The organism is Rhizobium sp. rho-13.1, assembly GCF_007000305.1.
Taxonomy (GTDB): domain Bacteria; phylum Pseudomonadota; class Alphaproteobacteria; order Rhizobiales; family Rhizobiaceae; genus Rhizobium; species Rhizobium rhododendri.
In genome coordinates this window covers 45,084-60,294 of the sequence record NZ_SCFL01000005.1, presented here as the reverse complement: position 1 = coordinate 60,294, position 15,211 = coordinate 45,084, and the positions used below count along the sequence as shown (strand labels likewise).

Annotated in this window: 10 protein-coding genes; 8 read left to right on the top strand and 2 right to left on the bottom strand. The window is 60.7% G+C overall.

The genetic code is table 11. The features are described from left to right. Positions 1-47: 47 nt before the first annotated feature. Complete coding sequence (locus EQW76_RS15130; RefSeq protein WP_142829821.1) at positions 48-578, bottom strand: GNAT family N-acetyltransferase; 531 nt, start codon at positions 576-578, stop codon at positions 48-50. A gap of 11 nt (positions 579-589) precedes the next feature. Further along, entirely contained in the window at positions 590-2,254 is a 1,665-nt protein-coding gene (locus EQW76_RS15125; protein ID WP_142829823.1) for an electron transfer flavoprotein-ubiquinone oxidoreductase, read from the bottom strand. A 252-nt stretch (positions 2,255-2,506) separates the two neighbouring features. Between EQW76_RS15125 and EQW76_RS15120 the strand changes: the two genes are divergently transcribed. The 8 genes from EQW76_RS15120 to pepN all read left to right on the top strand — a co-directional run bounded on the left by EQW76_RS15120 (position 2,507) and on the right by pepN (position 15,091). After that, positions 2,507-3,295: an SDR family oxidoreductase gene (locus EQW76_RS15120; protein WP_142829824.1), complete on the top strand. Its 789-nt coding sequence runs from the start codon at positions 2,507-2,509 to the stop codon at positions 3,293-3,295. Positions 3,296-3,691: 396 nt separating this feature from the next. Beyond that, positions 3,692-4,927, top strand: a complete 1,236-nt coding sequence (locus EQW76_RS15115; protein ID WP_142829826.1) for an efflux RND transporter periplasmic adaptor subunit — start codon at positions 3,692-3,694, stop codon at positions 4,925-4,927. Further along, entirely contained in the window at positions 4,924-8,040 is a 3,117-nt protein-coding gene (locus EQW76_RS15110) for an efflux RND transporter permease subunit (protein WP_142829828.1), read from the top strand. The genes EQW76_RS15115 and EQW76_RS15110 overlap by 4 nt, the downstream gene beginning before the upstream one ends. 152 nt (positions 8,041-8,192) lie before the next feature. Next, a complete protein-coding gene (locus EQW76_RS15105; protein WP_142829830.1) occupies positions 8,193-9,482 on the top strand; it encodes an Hsp70 family protein in 1,290 nt (429 codons plus the stop codon). A gap of 61 nt (positions 9,483-9,543) precedes the next feature. Next, positions 9,544-10,419: a uracil-DNA glycosylase gene (locus EQW76_RS15100; protein WP_142829832.1), complete on the top strand. Its 876-nt coding sequence runs from the start codon at positions 9,544-9,546 to the stop codon at positions 10,417-10,419. A 155-nt stretch (positions 10,420-10,574) separates the two neighbouring features. Next, the gene (locus EQW76_RS29725; protein WP_142829834.1) at positions 10,575-10,763 is read left to right on the top strand and encodes a hypothetical protein; all 189 of its coding nucleotides are present in this window, start codon (positions 10,575-10,577) and stop codon (positions 10,761-10,763) included. Between the two features lie 255 nt (positions 10,764-11,018). After that, the gene (locus EQW76_RS15090) at positions 11,019-12,263 is read left to right on the top strand and encodes an MFS transporter (RefSeq protein WP_142829836.1); all 1,245 of its coding nucleotides are present in this window, start codon (positions 11,019-11,021) and stop codon (positions 12,261-12,263) included. Between the two features lie 179 nt (positions 12,264-12,442). Beyond that, positions 12,443-15,091 carry an aminopeptidase N gene (pepN, locus tag EQW76_RS15085; RefSeq protein WP_143122962.1) on the top strand — a complete coding sequence of 883 codons (2,649 nt, stop codon included), beginning with the start codon at positions 12,443-12,445 and terminating at the stop codon, positions 15,089-15,091. Positions 15,092-15,211: the final 120 nt, after the last annotated feature.

The window sequence follows — 15,211 nt, the reverse complement described above, 5'->3', positions numbered from 1 at the left end:
GCTGCCGCCCGCCAATCATCGGCGGATTGCGCTCGACGTGCAAACCATCAGGCAAAACGCAGGATCATGGCCACACGCCGGTCTGCACCCATGCCGACGGAGACTTCTTTTTCCAGCGCCTTGCGCAGTTCAGGGACAAGGTCGCTGTCGACGATTTCTGAAAATCCCAGCCGGGCATAAAACGGCGCGTTGAAGGGCACGAAGCGATCTGTGGTCAGCGTCACGCCGCGCAGGCGACTGGCGCGGGCGGTTTCGATGGCAGTTGCCATCAGGCGCCGGCCGACGCCCTTGCGTTGCCAGGCACGTGCAACGTCTACCTCCCGGATATAAAGCATTTCGTCGCTTTGCGTGCCGGCGAGGAAGGCTATCGGCTGGTTCTCTTTGTCTGCGGCAACGAACAGCAGATCGTCATCCAGCGATTGCCGCAGCAGGCTTTCCGGCAAGGCATGGGCCTCGCGGCTTCCACCGCGCGCATCGGCGAGCGTCGCGAAGGCATCGAGTTCGATCTCCGTCAGCCGTGGCAACTCCTCAAGCCGGGCCAGCCGGATGATGAAGCTGTCGGCTGGATCTCCCGTCATCCCGGCGCTCCTCACATGTTCGGGTAGACCGGCCCCTCACCACCCTGCGGCGGCACCCAGTTGATGTTCTGGTTTGGGTCCTTGATATCGCAAGTCTTGCAGTGGACGCAGTTCTGGGCGTTGATGACGTAGGTTTCAGCTCCGTCCTTCTCCACCCATTCATAGACACCGGCGGGACAGTAGCGCGTCGAGGGGCCGGCGTAGATGTCGTGTTCGGAGGATTTCTGCAGCGCCATGTCTTTGACCTGCAGGTGGACCGGTTCGTTTTCCTCGTGATTGGTGTTGGACAGGAAAACGGACGACAGGCGGTCGAAGGTCAGTACGCCATCCGGACGCGGATAGTCGATCTTCTTATGCTTTGCCGCAGGTTCCAGCGAGGCGGCATCGGTCTTGCCGTGGCTGACTGTTCCGAAAAATGAGAAGCCGAACAGCGAGTTGGTCCACATGTCGAGGCCACCGAGTGCGACGCCGAGCACCGTGCCGAACTTCGACCATAGCGGCTTGACGTTGCGCACCCGCTTCAGATCCTTGCCGATGTCGCTGCTGCGCCATTCGTTTTCGATCTCGACAACTTCGTCGTTGGCGCGACCGGCGGCAATAGCAGCGGCAATATTGTCGGCCGCCATCATGCCGGACAGCACCGCATTGTGGCTGCCCTTGATGCGCGGAACGTTGACAAAACCGGCCGAGCAGCCGAGCAGCGCACCGCCCGGAAAGGTGAGCTTCGGCACCGACTGCCAGCCGCCTTCTGTGATGGCGCGGGCGCCGTAGGAAAGACGCTTGCCGCCTTCGAACGTGCTGCGGATCGCGGGATGGGTCTTGAAACGCTGGAACTCTTCGAAGGGATAGAGATAGGGGTTCTTGTAGTTGAGGTGGACTACGAAACCGACCGCCACCGTATTGTCCTCGAGATGATAGAGGAAAGAGCCGCCGCCAGTCTTCATGTCGAGCGGCCAGCCGAAGGAATGCTGGACCAGCCCCTGCTTATGGTTCTCGGGTTTCACCTGCCACAGTTCCTTGATGCCAATGCCGAACTTCTGCGGCTGGCGATCCTTGGACAGGTCGAACTTGGCGATCAGTTGCTTCGCCAGCGAACCGCGGACGCCCTCGCCGATCAGCACGTATTTGCCGAGCAACTCCATGCCGCGGGTGAAATTCGGGCCGGGCTCGCCATTCTTCTCGACGCCCATGTCGCCGGTGGCAACGCCGATAACGGCGCCGGCGCTATTATAGAGCACCTCCGTCGCGGCAAAGCCGGGGTAGATCTCGACCCCAAGCCCCTCTGCCTTCTCGGCCAGCCATCGACAGACGAGGCCGAGCGAGACGATGTAATTGCCGTGATTGCTCATCAGCGGCGGCATCAGGAAATTCGGCAGGCGGATGGAGCCGGCAGGGCCAAGCAGCATGAAATGGTCGGCCTTGACTTCCGTCTTGAAGGGGTGCCCCTCCTCTTCACGCCAGCCCGGCAGCAAGCGGTCGATGCCGACAGGATCGACAACCGCTCCGGACAGGATGTGCGCGCCGACCTCGGCGCCTTTTTCCAGCACGACGACGGTGAGGTCCGGATTGACCTGCTTCAGACGGATGGCAGCCGACAGGCCGGCCGGACCGGCGCCGACGATGACGACGTCGAATTCCATGCTTTCGCGTTCCGGCAGTTCCATTGCATCGGTCATTGCGTCGTCTCCACTTGGCCCTGCGCGCGGCCCTGTCCCCGTTTTGCCTTATCTCTTGTCAAAACGGAATGGGATTGTCGAGCCGGGATGCGACGCTGGCTCCCCCAATTCGCACAATCGACCGTGAGCCGAGTTTTCATGCCGTGGCCAAGGGACAGATGGAAAAGACAGCGCATTTTTCTTATGCGCCGCCGGCCGCCGCTCTATATGAAGCGGATCGGCACAGGCCATCGAAAATGAAGGACGACCAAAATGGATCTCGGCATCAAGGGAAAACGCGCACTCATCCTGGCGTCCTCGAAGGGACTTGGACACGGTATCGCCGTGGCGCTGGCGCGCGAAGGCGCTGACGTGCTCCTCTGCGGTCGCAGCGGCGAAAGGCTGGCAGCGAACTGCGCAGCCATCAATGCCGAGGGAAACGGCAAGGCCTTCTGGCTGCAAGCCGATCTCGCCGATCCCGACTTCGTCAAAACACTCACCGAGGGAGTTGCGTCAAAGCTCGGCGGCCTCGACATCCTCGTCAACAACAGCGGCGGCCCTACTCCCGGCACCACCGAAGAGATGACCGCTGAAAATCTCGAGAGCTACTTTATCACCATGGTGGCGCGCGTCATCACCCTCACCAACGCGCTGCTGCCAGCCATGAAGGCGCAGGGCTGGGGCCGCATCCTGACCGTTGCGTCCTCCGGGGTCATCGAGCCGCTGGCTAATCTGGCTCTTTCCAACACGATGCGTCCGGCGCTTGCCGGCTGGAGCAAGACGCTGGCAAGCGAAGTTGCGAGCTATGGAGTGACCTCGAACATGCTGCTGCCGGGCAGCATCGCAACCGACCGTCTCGACGACCTCGACGGCGCAGCGGCAAAGCGTACGGGCCGTCCGATGGAAGATATCCGTGCCGAGAAGCAGGCACGCATCCCGGTCGGGCGCTACGGGCGGGTCGACGAATTCGCGGCGACGGCGGCGTTTCTCTGCAGCGAACCGGCAAGCTATATCACGGGCTCGATGATCCGTTGCGACGGCGGCGCCGCGCGCTCCCTCTGATTGCGGATGCCGAACCCGACATTGATCGCCTGGTTCGGGCTGCTCTCAGTCTTGGCCACGAGTGCGGTAAGTTAGGACTGTTGAGGCGACAACGCGCCTACTGCAATCAGCGGAGGCATGTGAAAGCAATGAGAAATCTTGGGATGTAATTCCGGAGCGATTCAACGCCTTTTGGCATGCCGGGCGGCCCGAAGCTTTCCAAGTGTTAATTTTTCCACGGAAATAACTGTGATAGATTGCCCGCTAATGGTTCGCCAGCCAAGATAAACTGAACGTATTCTAATGGCGCGGTAACGGAAATGTGAAGTGTTACTCCGGCGCTGTCATCTCTGCGTTGGTTTCATTGCACATCTGTAGGCCGCTTACTTACGAAGTCGTTCCTTATCGGTAGCACATATGAAGAAATTCTGGATCACGCTGTGTCTCGTCATTGTCGCAGGTGCGGCGCTTTGGACTTACCGGGAACGTCTTCCTTATGTTTCTGCCCTGCTTGGAAAGGGCTCCACGTCGCCCGCAAGCACCAGCACGGCCGAGAATGGCAATCGTAAGAAGTCAGGCGCGCCGGTCGTCGTCAAAACCGTTGCTGCGGTCGAGACGACACTGCCGATGGATGTGACGGCCACGGGATGGGTGGTGCCGGTCGATTCGACGACCATAGCCGCGCAAGAAAGTGGTGTGATCACGCAGATCATTGCGCAGGATGGGGCAACGGTTAAGGCCGGTGACCTGATCGCCAAACTCGATCCGCGCACTGCGCAGGCCACCGTCGACAAGGACAAGGCGGTGTATGCGAAGGACCAGGCAACGCTGGCCCAGACAGAATCAGCGCTGACCCGCGCGCTGAACCTTTTGAGCAGCAAGGCGGGCACCCAGGCAACGGCGGACGAGGCGCAGGAGGCGCGCGACGCAGCTGTGGCGACTGCTGCGGCCGACAAGGCGCAGCTTGCGTCGGATGAGGTGCTGCTGGAGCACACTGATATCCGTGCGCCTTATGACGGACGTCTCGGCGACATCTCCCTCAGCCTCGGCGCCTATGTGAGCCCCGGCACCGCCATCGTCACGATCACCAAGTACGATCCTGCTTTTGTCAAATTCAACCTGCAGGAAACCAGTCTGCGCCAGTTGCAGGAGGCGCTCGCTGCTGGTCCGGTTCCCGTCAGCACCGTTCCGCGCTCCGCCAAGGGCAAGCCTCGCCAGGGAGAAGTCAGCTTCTTCGATAACACGGTTGATTCCGCCTCGGGCACAATCATCGTCAAGGCGAAATTCGACAATGCCAATGGGGCGCTGTGGCCCGGAAGATCGGAAAACGTCTCCGTGCACTTCTCGGACAAGGAGCCGCTGATCGTGGTGCCGACGGTCGCCGTGGCACCAGGCCCGGACGGCTTTATTGCCTTCGTGGTCGGCAAGGACAGCAAGGTTCACGTCACGCCGGTAACTGTCGCGCGCGCCAACGGCGACCGCACAGCCGTCGCCAAGGGTCTCGCCGTCGGCGATCACGTCATCATCGAGGGCCAGTCGCAGGTGACGGACGGCCAGACGATCAAGGAAGAGTTCAGCGACGGTGCGGCACAGAAGGTAGCATCTGCCGCTGACGGCAAGACCGAAAACTTTACGGTCGGAGCCCAGCCATGATCCCGCTTTTTTGTATCCAGCGTCCGGTCGCAACTACCCTTATCGCGATCGGCGTGGTTCTGGCCGGCCTTGCCGGCTACCAGCTGATCCCGGTCGCAGCCCTGCCGCAGGTCGATTTCCCGACTATCAACGTTTCCGCCCAGCTGACCGGCGCCTCGCCGCAGACCATGGCGACATCGGTGGCGACGCCGCTGATCAAGCAGTTCGAGACAATTCCGGGGATCAGCGAAATCAGCTCGACCAATTCGCTCGGCAACACCAGCATCGTCCTGCAGTTCGATCTCAACCGCAGCATCGACGCTGCGGCCGCAGACGTCCAGGCGGCGATTTCCACAGCAACGCGGCAGTTGCCGAACAATTTGACGACGCCTCCGAGCTATCGCAAGACCAACCCTGCAGACGCACCCGTCATGCTGATCGCCGTGCAGAGCGACACCCTGCCGCGCAGCAAGCTCGACGATATCGCCGAGAACATCATTTCCCCATCGCTGTCGACATTGCCGGGCGTCGCTGAAGTGACGGTCAACGGTGCTCAGACCTATGCCGTGCGGATCGGCGTCGACCCAGACAAACTGCTTGCCCGGGGCATCGGCATCGACACCGTCAACTCTGCGGTCGTGAACGCCAACAGCCAGGTGCCCGTCGGCACATTGCAGAACTCCGCCCAGAGCATGACCATCAATGCGGATACGCAGCGCACCAACGCCGCGCAATTCCGCACTCTGGTCATCGCCAATCCCAACGGTGCGCCTATTCATTTGAGCGATGTTGCCAACGTTCAGGACAGCGTCGAAAACCAGAATGTCGGTAGCTGGTATGACGGCAGCCGGGCCATTATCCTGTCGATCCAGCGCCAACCCGACGCCAATACCGTCGATGTCGTCGACGAGATCAACAAGACGCTGCCGAAGCTGCATGCCGAGATGCCGGCATCGGTGAAGACGGTTGTCATGAACGATTCGGCCGCACCGATCCGGGAAGCGATCGGCGACGTCAAGTTTACGCTGGCACTGACAATCGGGCTCGTGGTCCTCGTCATCTACCTTTTCACCGGCCACGTGATGGCAACGATCATCCCCGGGCTGGCAGTTCCGCTGTCGCTGGTTGCAACATTCGGCATGATGTATGTGCTCGGCTACAGCGTCGACAACATCTCACTGCTCGGGTTGACGATAGCGGTCGGGCTTGTGGTCGACGACGCCATCGTCATGCTGGAAAATATCCTCAGGCATGTCGAGAACGGCATGCCGGTGCGCCAAGCGGCCATCCAGGGCTCGGCGGAAGTCAGCTACACCATCATCTCGATGTCGATCTCGCTGATCGCGGTGTTCATACCCATCCTGCTGATGGGCGGCGTCGTCGGGCGTATTTTCAACGAATTCGGCATGGTGGTGGCAATCGCTATCGTCTCGTCGGCAATCGTCTCGCTGACCGTGACGCCCATGCTAGGCTCGCGCCTGTCGAGCGGCCACAGTCATCCGCCGTATCCCGTTCGACTTTTCAACCGGGGTTTCAACTGGACTGAGCGTAACTACGACAAGGGCGTTGCCTGGTGCCTGCGCAACCGCGCCATAGTGCTCGGCAGCTTCCTTGCCTCCGTGGGGCTGTCGATCTACCTGTTCATGACCCTGCCGGCGAGCTTCTTCCCGACCGAAGACATTGGCCGCCTGCAGATTTCGACTCGCACCCGGCAGGACATTTCCTATGATGCCATGCGCGATCTCCAGAGCCAGGCTGCGGCACTGATCGAAAAGAACCCAGCTGTCGAACATGTCATGTCGATCGTCGGTGCCAGTGCCCGCCAGACGCTGAACAACGGCACGATGTATGCCCAGCTTAAGGACAAGAAGGATCGTCCGCCGCTCGACCAGACACTTCGGGAAATGCGGGCCGCCGTGGCGACCATCCCGGGCATCCAGGTGTTCATCAATCCGCAGCAGAGCCTGCGTTTTGGCGGACGACAGACGGCCAGCCAGTATCAGCTGGTAGTCCAGGCCCTCAGCGCCGACCTGACCAACACCTGGGCCAACAAGCTGCTCGTGGAGATGAAGAAGGATCCGCGCTTCACCGACGTGACGACCGACGCCCAGAACAATGCGCTGCAGGCCAATATCGTCATCGACACGGAGAAGGCCGCTGCCTACGGCATCAACAATGCCTCGTTGCGCACGACGCTGCAGGAGGCATTCAGCGACTATGCCGCCGCGCAGATCCAGTCTACCGGCGATAGCTACGACGTCATCATCGAATACGATGCCAACCAGCCCTGGGACGACCAGAAGCTTTCGCGCATCCGCGTCTCGTCCTCCTCCGGCGCGCAGGTTCCGCTATCCAATTTCGCCCATATCGAGCGCAATACCGGACCTGTGACGATCAACCAGACGGGACAGCTGGTTTCGACGACGGTGTCGTTCAACCTGCCGGCCGGGGAGGCGCTGGGCGATGCGACGGCGTTTATCGACCAGATCAAGAAGCAGATCAACATGCCGGCTGACGTCTTCACGTCCTATGGCGGTACGGCCCAGATCTTCCAGCAATCGCAGGGCAGCACGCCCTACCTGATCCTGGCCGCCGTGCTCACGATCTATGTCGTCCTCGGCGTGCTCTACGAGAGCTTCATCCATCCCCTGACCATTCTCTCCGGCCTGCCGGCAGCGGCGCTCGGAGCCTTGCTGGCGCTAAAAGTGTTTGGCTTCGACCTGTCGATCATTGCGCTGATCGGGCTCTTGATGCTGATCGGGATCGTCAAGAAAAACGCGATCATGATGATCGACGTGGCGCTCGAGACATTGCGATCGTCGGACAAGGTGTCGCCGGCCGAGGCTATTCATGAGGCGTGCGTCCGGCGTTTCCGGCCGATCATGATGACGACATTCTGCGCCCTGCTCGGTGCCCTGCCGATTGCCATCGGTGGCGGCGCGAGTTCGGAACTCCGCCAGCCGCTTGGCGTCGCAGTCGTCGGCGGCCTCGTCGTGTCGCAGATCCTGACGTTGTTCATCACGCCCGTCATCTTCCTGGAGATGAACCGGCTCGACAATTTCGTCAGGCGCCTCGGCCGCAGGAAAGAGCAGCCGCAGCAGGAGAACCCTCCGACCGCGATTGCGGCGGAATGACCTCTGGCCTGTCCGGAGAGATTTCAGGGCCTTCACCATCTTGCGCAGCCTGATGGCCTATGCGATGACGCGCCCTCTTCGATCAGAGGGCGTTTCGCTTTGGCGCGGGACATCGCCCCATCCAGACATTTTCGGCAGACAGGAGTGCGAGCATGGCTCAGGCGCTAGGTTTCGACTTTGGCACGACGAACAGCGTGATGGCGCTGGCAGACGGAGCGGCCACGCGCTCGGTCTCGTTCACCAGCGCTGCCGGCTCTGCAGACAGCATGCGCACCGCCCTCTCCTTCATGAAGGATCGTCACCTCGGTGCGGCGGCACTGAAAGTCGAGGCAGGCAACGCTGCGATCCGCCAATTCATCGACAATCCCGGCGATTGCCGTTTTCTCCAGTCCATCAAGACCTTTGCAGCCAGCGCGCTGTTCCAGGGAACGCTGGTGCACGCCAAGCGGCATAGTTTCGAAGACCTGATGGAAATTTTCATGCGTCGCCTGAAGGCCTATGCCGGCGACGACTGGCCATCGGATATCGGCCGTATCGTCACGGGAAGGCCTGTGCATTTCGCCGGCGCCAACCCGGATCCAGCGCTGGCGACAGCGCGTTACAACGAAGCGCTGACGCGGCTGGGTTTCCCGGAAATCCACTACGTGTACGAGCCTGTCGCGGCGGCTTTCTACTTCGCGCAGAACCTCAAGAGCGACGCCACGGTGCTGGTGGCCGACTTCGGTGGCGGCACGACCGATTATTCGCTGATACGGTTCGAGACTGCGGCGGGCCGGCTGACCGCAACGCCGATAGGCCATTCCGGCGTCGGCGTCGCCGGCGACCATTTCGACTTCCGCATTATCGACAATGTCGTCTCGCCACTGATCGGCAAGGGAAGCTACTTCAAGAGCTTCGACAAGCTGCTCGAGATGCCCTCCTCCTATTACGCCAATTTCGGCCGCTGGAACCAGCTGTCGATCTTCAAGACATCGCGCGAATTTCCGGAGTTGCAAAAGTTGGTCCGCACGGCCATCGAGCCTGACAAGCTCGAAACCTTCATCGAGCTCATCGAGCATGACGAGGGATATCCGCTCTACCAGGCGGTTTCCGCCACCAAGATGGCATTGTCATCCGCGGAAGAGGCCGAGTTCAATTTTCCGCCTCTCGGCGCTGCCGGCAAGACATCGATCCGGCGCAGCGATTTCGATGGCTGGATAGCGCCGGAACTGGCGCGGATCGAGGCGGCCCTGGACGAGGTGCTGGAAAAGACCAACACACCGGCTGCCAGCATCGACAAGGTGTTCCTGACAGGCGGGACGTCCTTCGTGCCCGCCGTGCGCCGGCTGTTCACCGAGCGCTTCGACGTGAGCCGGATCGAGACCGGTGGCGAATTGCTGTCGATCGCGCACGGTCTGGCGCTGATCGGCGAGCGCGACGATATCGCCCAATGGACCTCCTGAGCCGGGGATGGTGGGGGCTTTGGCCCTTCCCTTGCCCGACCGGCTTCGCTAGAGTTCAGCAATGATCTCCGTTCAAGACCTCTCCCCGGCCGAACTTGCCGCGCTTTTGCATTTCCATGCCGACGCGGGCATCAGTTGGATGCTGGAAGAGGATCCGGTGGACCGCTTTGCCGAATTCGAGGCGCTGAAAGCGGCGAGACAGGCGGGGCGTCCGGCGCCGGCACCCTCGCCTACGCCGGCAAGCCCGCTCGCCAGCGCTGCCGAACGTCGGCCTTCGGCACAGGCGGTTGCGACTGCGCCACCCGCTGCAGCGCGCGCGCCGGCTATTCCAGACGAACAGGCTATCGACCAGGCGCGCTTTGCTGCTGAAAGCGCTCGCTCGCTGCCGGAACTGAAAGCCGCCCTGGAAGCCTTCAACGGCTGCAATCTGAAGAATAGCGCGCGCTCGACACTGTTTGCGAGCGGCAACCCGGAGAGCGGAATCATGGTCATCGGCCCGATGCCGGGCGCCGACGATGACCGCGAGGGCGCTGTGTTCGCCGGACGGTCCGGCCTTCTTCTCGACCGGATGCTGGCGTCGATCGGCCTTGATCGTGATGGCATACTACTCACCAATGTCATTCCGTGGCGGCCGCCGGGCAACCGTGCGCCATCCATTCCGGAAACGGATATCTGCCGCCCCTTCATCGAGCGACAAATCGCTTTGGCAGAGCCGAAAGTCCTGCTGTTGCTTGGAAATTTCACCGCGCGCTTCTTCTTCGGCGGTAACGAGACCATCCATGCCCTTCGCGGACACTGGCGTGAAATCGGCGCCGGAGCCGGCTCTGTCCCGGCGATTGCGACGCTGCATCCCCAGGATCTGCTGACCGCGCCGATCAACAAGCGGTTGGCGTGGCAGGATCTTCTGGCTTTTCGCCGCCGGATCGATGCAGTCTGATAAACGACTATTTTTTTGGCACTATAATGAAATTATGAATTTAGCCATGTGATTTACGCATGACTGCCATGGCGGCAACATGCGTTGTAGAATCGATGCTGCATTGCGATATTAATCGGGCGTCTTGGGAGGAACCACGATCAGGATCCAAGGCAATGACCATTCGTTCGCGTCCTATACATTGCGGGTTTGAAACCCTCCGTCAGGTAAATGCTTCTTTGCGCGGGTCACAAGGCTATCGCCGCCTCGAGGCGACAAACGAACAGATAACGGCTCGTGGAACCGGCACATCTTCCCGTCTTGTCCGCCCGACCACGATGTTCGCGGAATTTCGCGCCTCCTGAAAAGCGTGCAGGGTCCGCATAGCTGAGGTGCCTCGGTGAACGTGGCGATGCGAGAGCCTTGAAAGAGCAAGCCGGGCAACAGCCTCAGCGGCACGAGAACCTCAGCCGCCAATTCACATTCAAACGGCAATACGATTTCGCTTTCGGTGACGCGCTTTATGCGCCGCGCAGTGTCGCGATTGATTGCGCGCTTATGGTGGGATAGAGGACAATACATTCTCTGCCATCCACCCCTGCCAAGAGCGGAACAGTGCCATGCTGGCAAGCCTGATCTCTATCGCCAGCCTGATGCTGTCGACCCTCCTGATGATGGTCGGGCTGGGGTTGATGAACTATGTCGTGCCGATCCGTTCGGTGGCGGAGGGATGGTCGACATTCACGATCTCTTTCATCGCAACCGGCTATACGCTCGGATTTACCATCTCCTGCATCATCACTCCGCTGTTTGTGAAGCGGGTTGGCCATGTACGCGTGTTCGGCGCCCTGATTTCACTGCTCGGCGTCGGCATCCTGCTCTGCGCGCTGCTGGTGGACTGGCGGGCCTGGGTGGCGTTCCGCTTCATCAGCGGCTTTGCCATCGCCGGCAGCTACCTGATCATCGAAAGCTGGCTGAACGAGCGCGTCACCAATGCCAACCGGGCAACGATCTTCTCTGTGTATATGATCACCTGCCTGGTAGGATCGATCGGCGGGCAATATCTTGTCCCGCTCGGCGATCCCAAATCGACGTCTCTGTTCATCCTGTGCGGCATCATCTTCGCGCTGGCCATGCTACCGACGGCGCTGTCGACGGCCGCCTCTCCGACACCGATAGCCCAAGCCAAATTCAACCTTCCCAAGCTCTATCAACTATCTCCCGTTGCCTTTGTCGGCTCGCTGCTATCGGGCGCCCTGTCCGGCACCTGGAATAGTCTTGGCGGCGTCTACACCCAGATCGTCGGCATGAATACGGCGCAGGGGGCGACACTCCTCGCCTGCGTGCTGGCAGGTGGGGCGATCTCGCAAATGCCGATAGGCAGGGTATCCGACTTGATCGACCGTCGCATGGTGATGATCGTTTGCGGCATCGTCGGCGTCGTCGCCTGTGCGGTCATGACCCTATTCGATGTCCGTTCCATCGTCTCGCTCTATATCGCCGCCTTCTTCGTCGGCACGGTGCTTTACCCGATTTACGCGATCAACGTCGCGCATGCCAATGACCGCGCGGCCCCGGACGAATATGTGACGATCTCCAGCGGCATCATGATCCTCTACGGCCTCGGCACCGTCGTCGGTCCGCTGGCTGCTGGTGCAATGATGCAGGTCTTCGGCACGTCGGGACTGCTCTGGTTTCTGGCGCTGGTTTTTGCGTTCTATGCTGGTTACGCGGGCTGGCGCACTGCGCGGCGAAAAGTTGGTGAGGGGCGCATCGACAAAACTGATTTCAAGGCCATGCCGATCCCGGTGCGCGGGACGGAGACATCCGTCCGTACTGCTTCGCCAGACGACCGCCTTGCCTGATCGCCGGTAAATTCTTCTGTTATCAAAGAATTTCGGACAGCAATTGCAAATTGCGGTCGAAGAAATACATGGCTTTAGCTTTGGTTCAGATTTTAATGTAATCATATTGAATAAAGCTGTTTCAAATCGACGCTCGCGCCCGCTCGGCCACCGTCCCTAACGTCTACCTAGGAACCCCCATGCGCACTGATATCGGCCAGATCGTCCATTTGGCGGACTACCGTCCCACAGATTTTGTCCTGGAGCGCGTAGACCTCACCTTCGAACTCGATCCGACCGCAACCAAGGTGGAAGCCAGGCTGATCTTTCACCGCCGCGAAGGGGTCGATGCAACAGCGCCTCTGATCCTCGACGGCGACGAATTGAGCCTTTCCGGCCTGCTGCTTGACCAGGAAGAAGTTCCGGCGTCGCAGTATTCAGTCACCGACAAAAACCTGACTGTGCGCGATCTACCATCAACGCTGCCTTTCGAACTGACGATCACCACGATCATCAACCCGGAAGCCAATACCCAGTTGATGGGCCTTTACCGCACCGGCGGCATCTATTGCACCCAGTGCGAGGCCGAGGGTTTTCGCCGCATCACCTATTTTCCCGACCGCCCCGACGTGCTGGCGCCATACACCGTCAACATCATCGGCGACAAGGCTGCCAATCCACTGCTTCTGTCGAACGGTAACTTCCTCGGCGGTGCCGGGTATGGCGAAGGCAAGCACTTTGCCGCGTGGTTCGATCCGCATCCAAAGCCGAGCTATCTCTTTGCGCTGGTCGCCGGCGATCTCGGCGTCATCGAAGACACGTTCGTCACCATGTCCGAGCGCGAAGTGACGCTGAAGATCTATGTCGAGCACGGCAAGGAGCCGCGCGCTGCCTATGCCATGGATGCGCTAAAGCGCTCGATGAAGTGGGACGAAGAGGTTTTCGGCCGCGAATACGATCTCGATATCTTCATGATCGTCGCCGTCTCCGACTTCAACATGGGGGCAATGGAGAACAAGGGGCTTAACGTCTTCAACGACAAGTACGTTCTGGCCGATCCGGAAACGGCGACCGACGCCGACTATGCCAACATTGAAGCGATCATTGCCCACGAGTATTTCCACAACTGGACCGGCAACCGCATCACCTGCCGCGACTGGTTCCAGCTCTGCCTGAAGGAAGGCCTGACGGTTTTCCGCGACCACGAGTTTTCAGCCGACCAGCGCTCGCGCCCGGTCAAGCGCATCGCGGAGGTCCGGCATCTGAAATCCGAACAGTTTCCGGAAGACGGCGGACCGCTGGCGCATCCCGTCCGCCCGACGAAATATCGCGAGATCAACAATTTCTATACAACGACGGTCTACGAAAAGGGCAGCGAAGTCACCCGCATGATCGCGACGCTCCTCGGCAGCGATCTGTTCAAGAAAGGCATGGATCTCTATTTTGAGCGTCATGACGGCGACGCCGCGACGGTCGAGGATTTCGTTGCCTGCTTTGCAGAGGTCAGCGGCCGCGACCTGACGCAGTTCTCGTTGTGGTATCATCAGGCCGGTACGCCGCTGGTCACCGCCTCCTGCGCCTACGATGCTTCCGCCAGGACCTTCACCCTGTCGCTCGAGCAGATGGTACCGGCGACACCCGGCCAGTCTGCCAAGGAGCCGATGCATATTCCGCTGCGGCTTGGCCTGCTTTCCGAAGACGGAAAGCCAATGACACCGGCGAAAGTCGAGGGTGCGGAGTTCACGACGGACGTGCTGCATCTGGTCGAACGCGCCCAGACTGTCGTCTTCCACGACATCCCGTCACGTCCCGTGCTCTCCCTGAACCGCAGTTTCTCGGCGCCGATCAACCTGCACTTCGACCAGAGCGCAGCTGATCTTGCCCTCATTGCCCGCTTCGAGTCCGATCATTTTGCGCGCTGGCAGGCGCTCACCGATCTGGCGTTGCCGATCCTGCTGCGGGCAGTCCAGGACACCCGCAATCGTGCGCCCGTCGCCTGCGACCAGACGCTGATCGACGCCCTTTTGACGGCTGCCGCAGACGAAACACTGGAGCCGGCCTTCCGCGCTCAGGTGCTGAACCTGCCGAGCGAGGCCGACCTGGCTCGCGAGCTTGGTGCCAACAACGACCCGGACGCGATCCACGCCGGCCGCCAGGCGATCCTTTCGCAGATCGCCGACGCCGGAAGGGATATCTTTGCGGCGCTCCACGAGGGCATGGCAACACCGGGCGACTTTAGCCCCGATGCCGCCAGCGCCGGCCGACGCGCGCTCCGCAACGCCGCGCTCGGCTTTTTGTCGCTGTCCGACAACACGCCGGCGCGCGCCAAGGCCGCCTTCGACGCTGCCAACAACATGACCGATCTGAGCCACGCGCTGACAATCCTGGCGCATCGCTTTCCGGAAACGGCGGAAGCCAACGAGGCACTGGCGACCTTCAAGACCCGCTTCGAACACAATGCACTGGTCGTCGACAAGTGGCTTGCAATCCAGGCTTCCGTTCCCGGCGCTGCAACATTGCAGCGCGTCCAGGCGCTGATGCAGGATCCGCTGTTCACGCGCGCCAATCCCAACCGGGTGCGGGCGCTGGTCGGAACCCTTGCTTTCAACAATCCGACGGGCTTCAACCGCGCCGATGGCGGAGGCTACCGCTTCCTGGCCGAGGAAATCCTGACCATAGACCCCCGCAACCCGCAGCTTGCCGCCCGTATCCTGACATCGATGCGTTCATGGCGATCACTGGAGCCGGTCCGCGCCGATCATGCGCGCGCGGCGCTGATGCAGATCGAGCGGGCGGAAGAGCTTTCTACCGACGTCCGTGACATCGTTGACCGCATTTTGAAGGAGTGATTTGCGGCGACGCAACAGGTGATTTGCGCGACAAGAGCAACGAAGACTGGGCATTGCCTCCGACGCGCGCAATCTCGACTTCTAAAAAACCTGCAATAGCAAATAGTTAAGAAAGTTTTA